This is a genomic window from Seohaeicola sp. 4SK31 (assembly GCF_028802875.1).
Taxonomy (GTDB): domain Bacteria; phylum Pseudomonadota; class Alphaproteobacteria; order Rhodobacterales; family Rhodobacteraceae; genus Seohaeicola.
The window spans coordinates 12,436-29,117 of the sequence record NZ_JARAMP010000028.1; the positions used below are offsets into that span (position 1 = coordinate 12,436).

The window sequence follows — 16,682 nt, forward strand, 5'->3', positions numbered from 1 at the left end:
ACAGCGTGGCGCGGCTGGGGCCACGCGGATAGCATGAATTACCAAATCTGATGATATTCGCTTTTGCCTTTTTGGCAAATCCGGCGTAAATCGGAAAGTGACAACAATTAGCGTCCCCGCAGGGACAGGAGCAGCGATGTTTACCCATGCCGACCTTGCGCGCCTGCAAGCCCAATCCCTCAAGATGCAGGGCTTCATTCGGCAGCAGACCTATTCTCCGCAGCGAGAAAAAACCTTGCGCCGATTTTCCAGCTGGGAAGTGGCCGAACTGATCTTCAAGGTCAACCAATCCACCCTGCGCGGCCGTCTGGCCAGTGATCCGGCCCTGCCCCAGGGCTTGGTCGAGGAGGATGGTCGCCAGCGCTGGTACACGCTGGATGAGATCAACGAGATGCGGCGCAAGCTGAAGGTCAACCGCAAGTCGCTGATGCCACGGCGTCCAATGGGCAAGCGGGCCTTCCGGGCGGCGATCGCAAACTTCAAAGGCGGTGCAGGCAAGTCGACCGTGGCGCTGCATTTTGCCCACGCTGCTGCATTGGACGGGTATCGCGTGCTCTGCGTCGATTTCGACCCGCAGGCGACACTGTCGCACTCCATGGGTCTGACCGATGTCACAGAAGAATATACAGTCTGGGGCATCATGGCCCGGGACCTGGCGCGAGAGACAACGCGGATGAATTCGGCGGCGCGCGGCGCGGAAAGCGGCACTACCCTGCCGCAACGCCGCCTGCCCGCTTCCATCACCGAACTTGGTCTGGCGGATCTGCGCTTGACCGACTTCATCAAGCAAACCAACTGGTCCACCATCGACATTGTGCCCAGCTGTGCCAATGCAGCCTTTGTGGAGTTCGCCAGTGCCCAGTATCGGCATATGAACCCGGAATGGTCTTTCTTCGCGGCTGTGTCTCGTTTTCTGGATCAGCTCCCGGCCGATGCCTATGATCTGGTTCTGTTCGATTGCCCGCCTGCAATCGGCTATCAGTCGATGAATGCGGTTTTTGCTGCCGACATGCTCTATATTCCATCCGGTCCGGGCTATTGGGAGTATGACAGCACGACATCTTTCATCGGGCAATTGGCTGAGGCGCTTGAGGATCTGTCGCGCTTCGTCGGACTTGTCCCTGCGGGGACAATGTCCCTGCCCAAGACTTTCTACGACATTCGCTTTCTGTTGACCCGGTTCGAGCCGAACAATGAATTGCACCGTGCCATGCAGCAGGCCTTCGGCAAGGTCTTTGGCGAACGGCTTTGCACCAACACGATCGAGATGACACGCGCCGTTGAACAGTCCGGGCGTTTTCTGTCCTCGATCTACGAGACAGACTATCGCGACATGACACGTGAGACATGGCGCCGCGCGCGCGGTTCGTTTGATACCGCCTATGAAGAGTTCAAGGGGAATGTGCTTGCCGCATGGGATCAGATGGAGGCCGAGTCATGAGCAAGAAAAGACGCGTTTTCGACATCGAGTTTGACGAGGCGGGGCTGGAGCCGGACGTTGGGGAGTCTGTCCCCACGGGGACAGAGGTCGACGCGCGGCGTGGGCCGATGGCCACGGCGATCGGTGAGAATGCCGCTGCACTTGCAGACCGTCAAATTGCCGAGGCGGCGATCCGGGCCGAGAACGATCGATTGGCGCATGCGTTTGTCGCGCTCAAGAAAAGCGGTTTGATTGTGGATCTGGTTCCGCTGGATCAGGTGAAGATGACCAAGCTGACGCGTGATCGTGTGGCCAAGCGGGACCCGGAACTGGACGAGTTGAAATCCTCGATTCAGGCGGTCGGTCTGTCGAACCCGATCCGCGTCGAGGAAGTGGCTGATGGTGAATATGAGCTGGTGCAGGGTTTCCGCCGCCTGTCCGCCTACAAGGAACTCTATGCTGAAACCGGCGATCCGACCTATGCGAATATCCCTGCTGGGCTGATGGCGCGCGGTGCGCGTCTGGCCAAGCTTTACCAACGGATGGTGGATGAAAACCTGATTCGCCGAGATATCTCTTTTGCGGAAATGGCTCAGCTTGCGTGGGCCTATGCGCGGGAGGAAACACAAGAGTCGCTTGATATTGGTGAGGCGGTTGATCGTCTCTATGCCTCGGCTGGAAGGCAGAAGCGAAGCTACATCAAGCATTTTGCCGAACTGATGCGCCTCTTGGGGCAGGATCTGGCCCATGCCGAAGCGATCCCACGGACGCTGGGGTTGCAACTTGTCAAGATGATGGACGAGGACGCGGGTCTCGTCGGGCGTATCCGGGCGGTTCTCGCCAACATGCCTGATCGGGACGCCGAGGCTGAATTGGCGCTGTTGCGCGACGTGACAAAGCCTGCAGAACCGGGCGCTGTGCAGGTCAGTGAGAAGACACCCCCCAAGGCACCTGCCGCCACGACCGCCAAGACGACGATCCGTCTGGCGCGGCCAGAGGGTCTTGCGAAATGCGTCGCGTCGGACGGCCGGGTCGAAGTGCAGTTTGCCCGTGACTTTTCCTCGCTCGACCGTCGCAAGCTTGAACAGGCGCTGCGGGTCTTTCTTGATAGTCTGGACGGTTGACTAGACTCTGATTTGCGTCAGAATCCCCTCTTCACGCAGAATATCCCTGACCAGCCCGCAGATCATCGCGGGCTTTTCTTCATGGGCCAGGTGACCTAATCCGGGCAACAGGAACACACGGGCATTTGGCATCCGGGTCGCGGCCCGTTCCGAAACGTCTGGTGGAACCGCCTTGTCGTTGGTTCCGGCGATCAGAATCGTGCGTGTTGTGATCTCTGGCAGATCCGCCAGCAAGCGATCCAGCTTCCACTGTGACATCATCGTCAAGGTGGCGTCGACATGGCTTTTGTCGCGGATCAATCTGTCATAGTAGCCCATCCCGACTGCGTCCAGTTCAGAGCCTGTTGAGCTGATTAGAGCCTGTATACGCCCCTGCCCCGACACTGATTTCACAAACAGGCCAGCCGTCAGCGGGTTCAGCGCCAGAACCTTTGCCAGAACCGGAAACAGCCAACCCGCCACACCTTTGAAATGACCCAGCGCGGCGTTCAATCCGATCACGACAGGCGCTTGTCCCCGCGGGGACAGCAGGCGCTGTGACAAGCGCAACGCAATGGCAGCCCCCGCAGAATGGCCTACGATTGCGTCAGGCTGCCAACCTTGCGCGGTGCAGAGGCTTGCGATGTCCTCGGCCATCGCCTCCAGCCCGCACCGCTGGCGGGCGCCGCTTTGAGTGAGCCCCTGCCCCGGCAGGTCCAGTGCGACCACGCGACAGCTGTCGGCCAGATCCGGTAGAACGTCACGCCAGCTATGTGTCGCGCCGCCTGCGCCATGGATCAACAGCACCGTCGGGCCGCTTCCGGCCTCTTGCACATGCCACCGGTGCGGCCGCTGCGCCACCATCCGCGAGTATGCCGCATTGGGCCAGTTCTTCAGGTCCCGGGTGTACTCCATGGCCTAGCCACCCAGCGCATTGGAAATTGCGTTGCTCAACCGTTTGGCATCGGCCCGCGGCAGCGGAACATAAGGCGCCCCCATCTGCGCCGCGAGGTCGCGCAACGCCTCTTGCGGCCGGTTCGACATGTCCAGAACGATCCCGGGGATGCCTTGTGCCCTGATCATGCGGGCCAGCGTCGTCGCATCCAGCCCGGCCCGCGTGCGATCAGCCTCGCCATCAAGCGCGATATTCGCACGCCCGTCTGTGAGCATGGCCAGTGTTGGGCTGAGGCCGCGCCCGCGCGCTTGCACGGCCAATTCACCAGCCGCCTTCAGCCCGGCAGCCAGTGGCGTTCCGCCACCCCCCGGCAATCCGGCCAGCCGGCGTTTGGTCTGCACCAACGAGCGGGTAGGGGGCAGCAGGATCTCGGCCGTTGTTCCGCGAAACGCGATCAGTGCGACATGATCCCGGCGGGCATAGGCTTCCGCCAGCAACAGCTCCACTGCGCCCTTGGCCTCGCCCAGACGGGACATGGCCGCAGATCCGGATGCGTCCACGACGAAAATCAACAAACGATCCGATGTTTCTTCATACCGTTTGAGCCTGATGTCAGATGGCCGGATCAGCAGTCCCGTGCGATCTGGCGAGGCGGTGCGCCGCATCGGTTGCCAAGGGGCTGCCGCCCGCAAGGTTGCCACAAGGTCGATCCGGGACGTGCCGTCCAGTCGGCCGGGTCGTGGGGGCAGGGGGCGGCCACGACGGTTGCCCTTGTGGCGCGCCCCGGCACCGCCTGATCCGGTGCCGCCACGCGCTGTCCCCGCGGGGACAAGTTGATCAAGGAGATGCGCCGGTAGCAATGCGCGCACGGCGTCAATCAGCATCTCATCCGGGATACCTGCGCCGGGTTCAGGGCTTTCACCTTCCTGAGGCTGATCCTCCGGGGCAGGGGGGTCTTGCTCGGGCGGGGGGGGCTCCTCCTCGGCTGGCAGCATAGTGGCGCGGGATGGGTAGACAAGGCTGGCCGCCAGCGCCAGGTCCTCGGCCGAGATCCTGTCCCGCAGGTGCAGCGCCGCATTGGCTCTTGCGGCGCGCAGTGCCAGAAGGGGTGCCCGCAGACTGTCGATCCCGAAGCGGGCGGCAAGGCTGACAAGGGCCGTCACCTCTTCTGTCCCCGCGGGGACAAGGCGCAGCATCCCGCGGGCTTTTTCAATGGCTGCTTGATCATGTCCTGCCGGGGCCAGTTCTCCTGCGCCGATCCCGTCCAGATCAACGTGAAAAGCCAGCCGTTCGATCAGGGTAGGGGGCGCATGCTCTCCGTCCTCTGCGCCTTCGTCCAGCAGGATCAGGCAGTGGCCCTTGTCCGCATCCAGAACCTGTCCCAGTTTCGCGGCCAGATCAGGACCTACGCGCTCTGCCATGGCCAGGACAAGTGCGCTTTCTCTATGCATAAGTCCATGATTAAAAACAATTTTGTTGCTGGACAAGGTTGCGGAAAGGTCGATGCCGCCGAACAGTTGCTCGTCCGAGAAGGTGGGGTGCAGTTTGCGAAGGCGCAACGGCAGAACCGGAAGCAAATCGACAAACGCTTGCCGCGCTGGACCAGAACGCGCCCTGACACAAAGTCCTTTCAGTCCGACGGGGTCGACGGCCAGCAGGTGCAAGGCCTGACAGGCTGCACGCCATCTGTCACCGCCCTCGCTCACCCCAGCACTTCCGTGACGGTGCGGGCCACGCGGGTGGCCGATCCCGCCTCATCAAGCGGATCACGCCGCAAGCGATGGCTTAGCGACGAAGGCGCGATGGCCCGCAGGTGATCGCGCGACAGAACCGCATTGCCCTCATAGGCGGCGAGGGCGCGCGCCGTGCGCAGCAGGGTCAATTCTCCGCGCAAGCCGTCCGAGCCCAAGGCTATGCACAATTTGGCACAATCCCGCAGAATAGAGTCTGGTGTAACGATCTTCGGCAATGCCTCGCGCGCCGCTAGGATGCGATTGCGGATCTTGGTATCGGCGCTGCGCCATCGCTTCATGAAAGCGGTGTTGTCCGTCTCAAAGGCATCGCGGCGCCGTATCACTTCGATCCGCTCTTCGATATCCGTGGGGGAGCGCACCTCGACTGACAGGCCGAACCGATCCAGCAACTGCGGGCGCAGTTCGCCTTCCTCGGGGTTGCCGGAACCGACCAGAACGAAACGCGCTGGGTGCCGGATCGACAAACCCTCGCGTTCCACGACATTTTCACCGGATTGGGCGACGTCCAGCAGCAGATCAACGATGTGATCTTCCAGCAGGTTGACCTCATCGATATAGAGATAGCCACGGTTGGCCCGCGCCAGCAGGCCGGGTTCAAAGGCTTTCTCGCCCCTTGTCAGGGCGCGTTCAATGTCCAGCGCGCCGACGACGCGATCTTCCGTCGCGCCCAAGGGCAAGTCGATCACCGGAGTCGGGCGAGACATCACCTTCTTTGACACTATTTCTGCCCAATCGGGGCAATCTTCCACTCTGGCGGAGTTCACGGGACAGCCCTCGACCGCCATGATCGGAGGCAGTAAGGCCGCTAATGCGCGCACGGCAGTGGACTTCCCGGTGCCGCGATCGCCGAACACCAGAACGCCGCCAATCCCGGGGTCGATCGCCGTCAGAATCATCGCCTGTTTCATCGCGGTTTGCCCCACGATGGCCGAGAAAGGGAAGGGAGAGGTCATGCAGGTCTGTCCAGTCTGTTGAGCGGGCTGCCGCCCTGCCAACTTCCCGCGTCGCCAAGGACACGGAAGCGGGCATAGAGTTCCTCACGGAACCAGTTTCCTTCGCGCACGGCCCGGATGGCTTGTGCGTGAGGGCCGTCCTTGCGGGCGAAATCGGCCATGCTGTCGGTGTTGGGCCAGATCGAAAAGGTCACCTGATGCAGCAGCGGCACTTCACCGATGCCGATCTTGAAGGCCACGTTGCGGTCCGATCCGATCATCGCGCTGATATCGGGCACCTTGCGCCAGAACTTCATCGCGATCGAGGGCTTTACCGTTGCGCGGGTCAATGCCGCCAAAGGGCCAGCGCAGGGGGCTTCGGTCACAGTGAAGGGTTCGACGCCAGACCACACCCCGCGCGCCGAGGTGGCGGTCAGGAACACGGTCCAGTCCTCCGCCGCGCGCCGCCGGTAGCGGCCGAAGATATCGGCTTCCGCGGTCTGGCGGCGCGCCGTCTCTTCATCCGGCCAGGTGGCAAGGATGGCATAGACCGCCGTGTTGGGCAGGGGTGTAAAACCTTCGCCCGTGCCAGAGCCGCAAAGTTTCCAGAACCCGATTCCCGGCACGCGCGGCAGGGCAAAACGCCCCGCGCCCATCATCGCCAGGGCCCAAAGGCGGTCCGTGACGCTGGCAAAGCGGAAAAAGCTGAGGCTGACGGTCTGCATGGCCCCTCGTTTGTGGCATGTGTCAATTTAGTCTGACACGATGCACTGCAATTGAAAAGATGCGAAGCTTCAGATTGTAAACTAAACTAGACATGTTACTGTTGACGAATGATGACACGAGTCGATCCCCGTCTAGCCGACGAAGCCGCCCGCGCTCTTGCGCCACATGCCGTTGTGATCGGTGCCGGTCTGGGCGGTCTTGCCTCTGCCATGCGATTGGGGGCGCGCGGATATCGTGTGACCGTGATTGACAAGTTGGACATGCCGGGTGGGCGTGGATCGTCCATCACGCAGGGCGGGTATCGCTTCGATCTTGGCCCGACCATTGTGACGGTGCCCCAGATTTTCAAGGAATTATGGGCTATCTGTGGTCGCGAATTCCACAAGGATGTGGACCTGCGCCCCATGGACCCTTTTTACGAGATCCGCTGGCCCGACGGGTCCGGTTTCACGGCGCGGCAGGACACCAATGCAATGCGCGCCGAGGTGGGGCGGCTCTCGCCCGGTGATCTGCCTGGCTATGACAAGTTCCTGAAAGACAGCGAAGACCGCTACTGGTTCGGGTTCGAGGATCTTGGTCGCCGGTCGATGCACAAATTTTCCGACCTGTTGAAAGTGCTGCCCACCTTCGTGAGGATGCGCGCCGACCGTTCCGTCTATGCCCATGCGGCAAAGCGGTTCAAGGACGAGCGGTTGCGAATGGCCTTCTCTTTCCATCCGCTGTTCATCGGTGGCGACCCGTTCAATGTGACCTCGATGTATATCCTTGTCAGCCATCTGGAAAAGGAGTTCGGGGTTCACTATGCGATGGGCGGTGTGGCGGCGATTGCCGAAGCGATGGCCCGCGTCATCGAAGAACAGCACGGTTTGCTGCGCTACAAGACCGAGGTGGACGAGATCCTGATCGAAAACGGTCGTGCCGTGGGCGTTCGTCTGGCCGGGGGGGAGCGGATCGACGCGGATATCGTCATTTCCAACGCCGATGCAGGGCATACCCATACGCGCCTGTTGCGCAACCACGCGGCAAAACGCTGGACCGACCAGAAGCTGAAGGCATCCCGATGGTCGATGGGCCTGTATGTCTGGTACTTCGGGACCAAGGGCACCAAGGCCAAATGGACAGATGTCGGCCACCACACGATCCTGAACGCGCCGCGCTACAAGGGTCTGGTGAATGATATCTTCATCAAGGGCAAGCTGGCCGATGACATGAGCCTTTATGTCCATCGCCCGAGTGTGACCGATCCCTCCGTCGCGCCCGAAGGCGATGACACGTTTTACGTCCTCAGTCCGGTGCCGCATCTGGGTCATGACAACCCGGTGGATTGGAAGGCGGAAAGCGCCGCTTACCGGGACAAAATGATCAAGGTGCTTGAGGATCAGCTGCTGCCCGGTCTGTCTGCGCATTTGACCGAAGAGTTGATCTTCACGCCCGAGGATTTTCGGGACCGTTACCTCAGCCCCTATGGGTCGGGATTCTCGATCGAGCCGCGTATCCTGCAAAGCGCATGGTTCCGGCCCCATAACGTGAGCGAGACAATTCCGGGCCTGTTCCTTGTGGGCGCAGGCACCCATCCCGGCGCGGGTCTGCCCGGAGTGGTGTCCAGTGCCGAAGTGCTGGATCAACTGGTGCCCGATCCTGAAACGATTCTGGCGGCGCGGAGATGATCGACCCCCGCGATATGGCGCATTGCGAAGAGGCGATCCGCCATGGCTCGCTGTCCTTCCACGCGGCCTCGCGTCTTTTGCCTTCGAAGGTCCGTGATCCTGCGTTGGCGCTCTATGCCTTTTGCCGTCTGGCGGATGACGCCGTCGACCTTCAGCCTGAAAAGGCGCAGGCCGTTCTGTCCCTGCGTGACCGACTGGACCTTGCCTATCAGGGACGTCCGCAAAATGCGCCCGCTGATCGGGCCTTTGCCGCAATGGTCGAGGATTTCCAGATGCCGCGCGCCTTGCCCGAGGCGCTCTTGGAAGGTCTGGCCTGGGATGCGATGGGCCGGCGCTATGCGACTCAATCCGAACTCTACGACTATTGCGCGCGTGTGGCAGCCGCTGTCGGTGCAATGATGTGCGTTCTGATGCGCGTGCGTTGCCCTGATGCGCTGGCGCGGGCCTGCGATCTGGGCGTGGCGATGCAGTTGACCAATATCGCCCGTGATGTGGGCGAGGACGCGATGGAGGGGCGGCTCTACCTGCCGACAGAATGGTTGGCAGAGGCGGGGCTGACACCAGAACAGTTTCTGGACAACCCGCGCCCGACCAAGGCGATCCGTCAGATGGTGCGTCGTCTTCTGGTGCAGGCTGACCGGCTTTATGCAAGGTCCGAGGCCGGTGTTGCCGGTCTTCCGCGCGCCGCGCGACCCGGGATCTTTGCGGCGCGTTTTATCTATGCCGGGATCGGCGCGCAGGTGCAGAAGGCCGGGTATGATTCGCTTACTACCCGGGCCCATACATCGAAGGCCCAGAAGATCGGCTGGCTCGGCCTGTCGATGCTCAGGGCAGGGGGCACGATGGTGATGCCGAAATCGGCGTTGCTATATGCGCAGCCGCTGGACGAGATCCGCTTTCTTGTCGATGCCGCCGCACGTCGTCCAGTCCAGGCGGCCAGCCGTTCTGATGCGCTGATCGGCGCATTGACGCAATTGGAGCATCACAGCCGATCACAACGTGCGGCCTTGATAACGGGGGCGGAAGGGACTAGCTGATCCGCATGGATTGGCTTTTGTTTCTTGTCTTCTTGGGGGCCTGCCTTGGTGCGGGTCTGACCGGCGGTCTGTTTCAGCCCGGCGAATGGTATCGCGCCCTGACCAAGCCAAGCTGGACTCCGCCTGACTGGGTATTTCCCGTAACATGGTTCGTGCTCTACGCCTGCATGGCGGCGGCTGGAGCGCGTGCGGCCGTTCTGCCGGATGCGGAATATGCCATGGCCTTTTGGGCCCTGCAGATCGCGCTGAACGGGCTGTGGACGCCTGTGTTCTTTGGCCTGAAGAAGATCAGACTGGGATTTGTGGTCGTGTCCTGCCTGTGGCTGGCCGTGCTTGGCGCGATGATCGCGCTTTGGCAGGTGGATTGGGTCGCCGGGGCCTTGTTCATTCCCTATCTGGTCTGGGTGACGATTGCCGCATCACTGAACGCTGCGATCTGGCGCCTGAATCCGGACGTGGCGCGCGCCGCCTGATCAATCCGCAAAGGTCCAGTTTGACCGGCGCGGAACCCGGCATGCCAGCATCGGTTTGAGCAAGGGGCTGCGGAACCGCACCAGATCCAGCGCCTCATGAACGCCTACCGTTTCCACGCCGTCCAGCTTGGTCCTGACCGCCGAGCGGGAATAGAACGGCGCATCCAGCATGTTCTTGACCTGCTTGGGCTGGTAGCCCGCATCGGCCCGCGTTTCCCGTGCCACGGCCCAAAGGCTGCGGCGCATCTGCGCCTTTGGGGGCAGGGGGATCATCCGCGCGGCCCCATCTGCGTCGAACTGGATGCCCGCGGCCAACTCGCTCCCATCCAGTCGTGTCGCATCATAAAAACAGGTGCTTCCTGATCCGGTTGGATAGCGACCCCATGTCCAATAGGCGAAATCATCTTCCAGCGCGCACGTTCCGAAATTGGCGTCGAAATAGCCATGTCCGTCCCACTGCCAGCCGGGACTGTTCAATGCGACGCTGATCGTCGATGTCGGCCCGAATGGGCGCCAGATATGTGCTCCATCGGGAGTGAGTGGCAGCTCGACCGCCGTGATCGCCGAGGGTGTCACGCGGATCTGTCCGCGCACGCGGCTGATGACGGGCGGGGCTGAAATCTCGTCGATGTCGATGATGAGCACGTCACCGTCCCATCGCATCATGGACGGGCCGACCTCCAGCCGCGAGGCCGTCTGGCGCAGGGCGGATCGTCCCCGGTCGGTCATCGTGAAACGGCCGCCGGGACCATAGGTGGCCACGTTGATGCAGCAATGATTGGCCGGATCACGCCGCCCGGACCAGCGATACCACGGCGAGAAAACCGACCCGATGAACCCGATCACGGAAACAGCACGCGTGCCATCATCGCTTATGCCGTCGACATACCACCACGCGTAGCCATTTGGCGGGACATCGAGGTTGAAGAAAGGTCGCTCAAGATCGCCGCGACCGCGTGCCGGGCGGAGAGCGTTGCCATCGGCACTCCAGCCCCCGGATGGGTTCCGCCCCCCGCGAGGTAAAGGCCCTTGATCTGCGTCCGCGCCGTGGGGCGCTGGAATGCCGCCATCATCCCGTGCGGGCTCTGCCCGTAGAGTGATCCTGTCGAGGCGGGAAACAGGCGGTTGAACCCTGTCGGAGTCGTCAGTGTCTCTGGTCCAGGAAGCCTGTCGAAGGTCAGGCCGAAACGGGCGAGAGTCTGGAACGTGAGCGTCTGACATGCAGAAAAATCCTCGGGCGTGATCGTTGGGGGCGATTCGGGTTCCATGACCGGCGGAGCGTTCGCGATGATCTCGAATCGTTCGATCGGGGGCAGGGGGGTGCCTTGTCCCCGGTCCTCGGCGCAGATGTAGAGCGTGGGGTCGCGCGGTTGCTTGCCCTGTTCCAGCGCTGCGAATTCCGCACGCGGGTCTGTGCTGAAAAAGACGTTGTGATGGGCCAGATCGGGACCTTTGGGTGCTGCGGCAAAACTCCAGACCTGTGCCGACAGGCTGCGTGCCGTTTGTCGGGTCTGGGTGGCGACTTCGGCAACGGCTCGTCCCAGTGTGCCCGTGGCAAGCGCTCTTGGATCGCCGTTGAACAGGATCGTGCCTGCCGCCAGACGTTCGCACCCTGTCAGGTGCACGGCGCTGACCTGTCCGCCCTGTGTTTCGATCCGCGTGACATCCGCATCATAGCGGAAGGTCACGCCGCGCGCCTGTGCGAGATTGGCAATTGCGACCGCAAGGCGATGCATGCCGCCCTTGACACACCAGACGCCCGCCGCTTCTGCCTGCCAGATCAGGGCCAGGATCGCCGGAGAGCGATAGGGAGAGCCGCCGACATATGTTGCATAACGCCCGAAAAGCTGTGCCAGGCGGCGGTCGGTGAATTGACGGTTCAGCAATTCGGCCAGACTGGACTGTGGTGCCATGGCCGGGATCAGCGACGGGTTTCGCATCACGTGTGACGTGAGCGATGTCAGACTTGGCTCGGCTGCCTGCATCATTGGCATATCGAAAGCGCTGAAAAGCTGCGCGGCGCGTTTGCTGAAGGCGTGAAACTCTCTCTCTGCTTTTGGGCCTGCAAAGGCGCGGATCGCGGCACTGTTTGCATCCTGATTGGCGTGCAGATCAAGGGTGCTGCCATCGGGCCACCAATGACGGGCCAGGATCGCTTGCGGGATCAAGGTGACATGATCCTCGAGCCGTTCTCCGGCCTGCCTGAACAGATCGTCAAACACGTGACGCATGGTCAGCACGGTCGGGCCTGCATCCACAGGCCCCGCCAGGGAAGACAGGGTGCGCATCTTGCCGCCGACTGAGGAATGACGTTCCAGCACAAGGATCTCACGGTCAGTTTCGCGTGCGTAACCAGACAAGCGCAGCGCAGCGGCAAGCCCGGCAATGCCGGCACCGATGATCACGATCCGGGTGGAGGGGTCAGAACTCTGTGGGCACATTTGGATAACCTCGTCTGTGAATTGTTGACTCGCCGAGGCAAACTGTCCAGTATGATTTACACATTGATGTCGGAAAATTCTGACAACTCGGGCGAAAGGGCCACTGGAATGGGTTTGCATTCGCGTATCGACGCCGCAGTTTCCAGAGCCATTGCCATAGGGCAGGGGGGCGTTGCCCCGGCTCAATTGTCGGCGGCCTTGGACTATGCCACGTCTCCGGGCGGTGCCCGGATCAGGCCGACCATCCTGATGTCCGTGGCGATGGCTTGCGGCGACGACAAGCCCGCGCTGTCCGATGCGGCAGCGGCCGCGTTGGAGTTGATCCATTGTGCCAGTCTCGTCCATGACGACCTTCCCTGTTTCGATGATGCCGACATGCGGCGCGGCAAACCTTCGGTCCATCGTGCCTTTTCGCAGCCACTGGCGGTTCTGACTGGCGACAGCCTGATCGTTCTGGCTTTCGAGGTGCTGGCCCGCGAGGCGCATCATCATCCGATGCGCTGTGCGGAACTGGTGCTGACGCTGGCGCGACGCACCGGCATGCCGAATGGAATCTGTGCAGGGCAGGGTTGGGAAAGCGAGCCACAGATTGATCTGTCCGCCTATCATCAATCCAAGACAGGCGCGTTGTTCATTGCCGCCACCCAGATGGGTGCGGTCGCCGCAGGGCAGGAGGCCGAGCCATGGTTCGAGCTGGGTGCCCGGATCGGCGAGGCGTTTCAGGTAGCTGATGACCTGCGGGATACACTCTATGATGCCGAAACACTGGGCAAGCCGGTGGGTCAGGATGGCCTGCATGGGCGCCCCAATGCGGTGTCCGCTCTGGGTGTGGATGGCGCGATACGGCGGCTCAAGGATATTCTGGGTGGGGCCATCGCCTCGATTCCGTCTTGCCCCGGCGAGGCGCAACTGGCCGAGATGGTGCGAAAGCAGGCCGAACGTCTGACCCCCGTCGCTCCGGTCCGCAGCGCAAGGTGAACTCATGACCGATGCGGCCACAGGCCATGGTGCGGCGCGTCCTAAGGGGCCGCGTCTGACAGGGTGGTTCCATCGACTGATTGCGAAACCGTCATTCCAGAGCTGGGCAAGCCGCTTCCCCCTGACCCGTGGTATCGCGCGGCGCGAAGGCGCCGAAATGTTCGATCTGGTCGCGGGATTCGTGCAGTCCCAAGTCCTGATGGCGGTTGTCGAGTTGCGTCTGTTGCACCGCTTGATGGACGCGCCCAGAACGCCGACCGGTCTGGCGCGCGAGGCGGGCATGACTTCGGACCGGATGGAGATCCTGCTACAGGCTGCCGCAGCGCTTGGTCTGGCCCGCCGTCGCAAGGATGGGCGTTTCACGCTGGCGCGCAAGGGCGCAGCCCTTCTGGGCGTGCCGGGGCTTGAGGCCATGATCTTGCATCACCGGGCATTCTATCGTGACATGGAAGATCCCGTTGCCCTGTTGCGGGGCGAAGTGGATACCGAGCTTGCGAATTTCTGGCCCTATGTCTTTGGCGCGCGAGGGGATGTTGATCCAGCGGTGACGCGGACCTATTCCGATCTGATGGCTGACAGCCAGGGGCTGGTGGCGCAGGATACTTTGCGCATGGTCGATCTTTCGGATGTGAAATTCCTTCTCGATCTGGGGGGCGGATCTGGCGCCTTCGCACTTGCCGTCGCGCAGGCCTATCCGGGGCTTGGTCTGATGCTGTTCGATTTGCCTGATGTCGTGCCGGCGGCCAAGACCAGGTTCGAAGCGGCGGGGCTTGGCGCGCGGCTTGAGGTGCATGGCGGCTCTTTCCGAAGCGATTCGCTGCCGTATGGTGCGGATGCGATTTCTCTGATCCGGGTGCTTTATGATCACTCGGATGACACTGTGCGAAGCCTGCTGTCAAAAATATATGACAGTTTACCGCCCGGTGGGCGGCTGATCATTTCCGAACCGATGTCTGGCGGGGCCACTCCCGAGCGTGCGGGAGATGTCTATTTTGCCTTCTACACGATGGCGATGCGGACCGGAAAAACGCGATCTGCCGAGAAAATAGGCAGGCTTTGCTCGGATGCGGGGTTTGGAAAAATTTCGGCACCGCCTGCGCGCCGGCCGTTTGTCACCTCTGTCGTCACATGTGTGAAGCCAGATTGACAAGGATCGCCGAAAACTGTCCATTTATATTGACAGTTAGTTCTGTAACATTAAACTGACAGATAATGACACCACTCGATCCGAGTCTTTCCCGCCCGGATCCCGAAACGACAGGAGGGGATGATGCAGACACACGCAGTCCTTCTGAATGGTCCCCGCGACCTGTCGGTGGAATGTCTGGACCTGACGGATCCTTCCGCAGGCGACCTGGTGGTCGAGATCGCTCATTCGGGCATCTCTACCGGTACCGAGAAACTCTTCTGGTCGGGGCAGATGCCGCCGTTCCCCGGTATGGGGTATCCGCTCGTGCCGGGCTATGAGGCCGCGGGCGAGGTTGTCGAGGCTGGGGTCGATACCGGTTACAGAGTCGGTGATCATGTCTTCGTGCCGGGTGCCAGCTGCTACCGTGATGCGTTCGGTCTGTTCGGCGGCGCTGCGCGGCGCATCGTGACCTCTGCGGACCGTGTTACACGAATCGATGCTGGCCTTGGGGCCGAAGGGGCTTTGCTGGCGCTGGCCGCAACCGCCCGTCATGCCATGGCTGGTCTGGACAAGGCGGTGCCGGATCTGATCGTAGGTCACGGTGTTCTGGGTCGCTTGCTGGCGCGTCTGACGATTGCCGCCGGTGCGCCTGCACCGACGGTGTGGGAGGTGAATGCCGACCGCCGCACTGGTGCCGAAGGATATCAGGTCATCTCGCCCGAGGAAGATACGCGGCGCGACTATGGTGCGGTCTATGATGCCTCTGGTAACGGCGCGCTGCTGAATGAACTGGTCACCCGTATCCGCAAGGGCGGAGAGATCGTTCTTGCCGGTTTCTATACCGATCCGATCAGCTTTGCCTTTCCGCCTGCCTTCATGAAGGAGGCGCGGTTCCGCATCGCCGCCGAATGGGCACGCGACGATCTGATTGCCACCCGCTCTCTTGTTGAAAGCGGTGCGCTGTCGCTGGCGGGGCTGATCACGCATCAAGCCACTGCCTCGGATGCGCCCTCTGCCTATCGGACAGCCTTTGACGACTCGGCCTGTCTGAAAATGATCTTGAACTGGAAGGACGCAGCGTGAAAGACGATGTACCGAATCTGAAGGACTTCGACCGCCGCTTGCGTGATGAAGCGCATGAGGAGCCGACACTGGAGGTGCCGCAGGGCGAGCCCACCAGCAAGACGCAGATCATCGCGATCTATGGCAAGGGCGGGATCGGAAAAAGTTTCACGCTGGCAAACCTGTCCTGCATGATGGCCGAACAGGGCAAGCGCGTCTTGCTTATCGGCTGTGATCCGAAATCCGACACGACCTCGCTTTTGTTCAACGGCAGAGCTTGCCCGACAATCATCGAGACCTCGACCCGCAAGAAACTGGCGGGCGAAGAGGTCGCGATCGGTGATGTCTGCTATAAGCGCAACGGTGTTTTCGCCATGGAGCTGGGCGGTCCCGAAGTGGGGCGCGGTTGCGGTGGGCGCGGAATCATCCACGGGTTTGAACTGCTGGAGAAGTTGGGCTTCCACGACTGGGACTTCGACTATGTCTTGCTGGATTTCCTGGGTGATGTGGTCTGTGGTGGCTTCGGTCTGCCGATTGCCCGCGACATGGCGCAGAAGGTGATTTTGGTCGCGTCCAACGATCTGCAATCGCTCTATGTGGCCAACAATGTCTGTTCGGCGGTGGAGTACTTCCGCAAGCTGGGTGGCAATGTCGGCGTGGCCGGTCTGGTCATCAACAAGGACGATCACTCAGGCGAGGCGCAGGCCTTTGCGAAGGCGGTGAACATCCCCGTACTGGCCGCGATCCCGCAGGATGATGACCTGCGCAAGAAGTCAGCGAATTACCAGATCGTCGGCACAATGGAATCCCAGTGGGGTCCGCTGTTCGCGGAGTTGGCAGAAGCCGTAGGCATCGCCCCGCCGGTCCGGCCCAAGCCGTTGGATCAGGACGGTCTGCTGGGCCTGTTCGATGCCAAGGATACGGGCGGCGACTATCAACTGGTGCCCGCTACCGACATGGACATGCGCGGCAAGAACGCCGAGCCGAAACCCTCTCTGGAAGTGGTGTACGACGATGTTTGACCTCGACCAGCTTTCCACATGGGACGCGCTACTGAAGCGGCTG

The 16,682-nt window shown here is 61.7% G+C and carries 15 protein-coding genes; 9 read left to right on the forward strand and 6 right to left on the reverse strand.

Annotated features, from left to right (window positions below; translation table 11 throughout):
- Positions 1 to 136: 136 nt before the first annotated feature.
- Both PVW27_RS18385 and PVW27_RS18390 read left to right on the forward strand, forming a co-directional pair.
- The gene (locus tag PVW27_RS18385) at positions 137 to 1,441 is read left to right on the forward strand and encodes an AAA family ATPase (RefSeq protein WP_274560235.1); all 1,305 of its coding nucleotides are present in this window, start codon (positions 137 to 139) and stop codon (positions 1,439 to 1,441) included.
- Complete coding sequence (locus PVW27_RS18390; RefSeq protein WP_274560237.1) at positions 1,438 to 2,544, forward strand: ParB/RepB/Spo0J family partition protein; 1,107 nt, start codon at positions 1,438 to 1,440, stop codon at positions 2,542 to 2,544. The genes PVW27_RS18385 and PVW27_RS18390 overlap by 4 nt, the downstream gene beginning before the upstream one ends.
- Here PVW27_RS18390 and bchO read toward each other — a convergent pair whose 3' ends face one another.
- From bchO to crtA, 4 genes are read right to left on the reverse strand one after another with little or no spacing between them, the layout of a single operon-like run.
- Positions 2,545 to 3,438, reverse strand: a complete 894-nt coding sequence (bchO, locus tag PVW27_RS18395) for an alpha/beta fold hydrolase BchO (RefSeq protein WP_274560239.1) — start codon at positions 3,436 to 3,438, stop codon at positions 2,545 to 2,547.
- 3 nt (positions 3,439 to 3,441) lie between these two features.
- Positions 3,442 to 5,124 (reverse strand): magnesium chelatase subunit D, encoded by a 1,683-nt coding sequence (locus PVW27_RS18400; RefSeq protein WP_274560241.1) that lies wholly within the window; start codon positions 5,122 to 5,124, stop codon positions 3,442 to 3,444.
- A complete protein-coding gene (gene bchI / locus PVW27_RS18405) occupies positions 5,121 to 6,125 on the reverse strand; it encodes a magnesium chelatase ATPase subunit I (RefSeq protein WP_274560243.1) in 1,005 nt (334 codons plus the stop codon). Before bchI ends, PVW27_RS18400 begins: the two co-directional genes overlap by 4 nt.
- Positions 6,122 to 6,829, reverse strand: coding sequence for a spheroidene monooxygenase (gene crtA / locus PVW27_RS18410; protein WP_274560245.1), 708 nt, complete (start codon positions 6,827 to 6,829; stop codon positions 6,122 to 6,124). The genes bchI and crtA overlap by 4 nt, the downstream gene beginning before the upstream one ends.
- Before the next feature lie 108 nt (positions 6,830 to 6,937).
- Between crtA and PVW27_RS18415 the strand changes: the two genes are divergently transcribed.
- From PVW27_RS18415 to tspO, 3 genes are read left to right on the forward strand one after another with little or no spacing between them, the layout of a single operon-like run.
- Complete coding sequence (locus PVW27_RS18415; RefSeq protein ID WP_432762101.1) at positions 6,938 to 8,497, forward strand: phytoene desaturase; 1,560 nt, start codon at positions 6,938 to 6,940, stop codon at positions 8,495 to 8,497.
- Positions 8,494 to 9,534, forward strand: coding sequence for a 15-cis-phytoene synthase (crtB, locus tag PVW27_RS18420; RefSeq protein ID WP_274560248.1), 1,041 nt, complete (start codon positions 8,494 to 8,496; stop codon positions 9,532 to 9,534). Before PVW27_RS18415 ends, crtB begins: the two co-directional genes overlap by 4 nt.
- 5 nt (positions 9,535 to 9,539) lie before the next feature.
- Entirely contained in the window at positions 9,540 to 10,007 is a 468-nt protein-coding gene (gene tspO, locus PVW27_RS18425) for a tryptophan-rich sensory protein TspO (RefSeq protein WP_274560250.1), read from the forward strand.
- Here the strand turns inward: tspO and crtC are convergent, their stop codons facing one another.
- Both crtC and crtD read right to left on the reverse strand, forming a co-directional pair.
- Positions 10,008 to 10,883, reverse strand: coding sequence for a carotenoid 1,2-hydratase (gene crtC, locus PVW27_RS18430; RefSeq protein WP_274560279.1), 876 nt, complete (start codon positions 10,881 to 10,883; stop codon positions 10,008 to 10,010). It abuts the gene before it with no gap.
- Positions 10,880 to 12,448, reverse strand: coding sequence for a 1-hydroxycarotenoid 3,4-desaturase CrtD (gene crtD / locus PVW27_RS18435; protein ID WP_274560252.1), 1,569 nt, complete (start codon positions 12,446 to 12,448; stop codon positions 10,880 to 10,882). Before crtD ends, crtC begins: the two co-directional genes overlap by 4 nt.
- Before the next feature lie 108 nt (positions 12,449 to 12,556).
- Here crtD and PVW27_RS18440 point away from each other — a divergent pair, with 108 nt between their 5' ends.
- The 4 genes from PVW27_RS18440 to PVW27_RS18455 all read left to right on the forward strand — a co-directional run bounded on the left by PVW27_RS18440 (position 12,557) and on the right by PVW27_RS18455 (position 16,639).
- A complete protein-coding gene (locus tag PVW27_RS18440) occupies positions 12,557 to 13,426 on the forward strand; it encodes a polyprenyl synthetase family protein (RefSeq protein ID WP_274560254.1) in 870 nt (289 codons plus the stop codon).
- Positions 13,427 to 13,430: 4 nt separating this feature from the next.
- Positions 13,431 to 14,573, forward strand: a complete 1,143-nt coding sequence (locus PVW27_RS18445) for a methyltransferase (protein WP_274560256.1) — start codon at positions 13,431 to 13,433, stop codon at positions 14,571 to 14,573.
- A 123-nt stretch (positions 14,574 to 14,696) separates the two neighbouring features.
- A complete protein-coding gene (bchC, locus tag PVW27_RS18450; protein WP_274560257.1) occupies positions 14,697 to 15,638 on the forward strand; it encodes a chlorophyll synthesis pathway protein BchC in 942 nt (313 codons plus the stop codon).
- Positions 15,635 to 16,639, forward strand: coding sequence for a chlorophyllide a reductase iron protein subunit X (locus PVW27_RS18455; RefSeq protein ID WP_274560259.1), 1,005 nt, complete (start codon positions 15,635 to 15,637; stop codon positions 16,637 to 16,639). The genes bchC and PVW27_RS18455 overlap by 4 nt, the downstream gene beginning before the upstream one ends.
- The last annotated feature ends 43 nt before the right edge of the window (positions 16,640 to 16,682 follow it).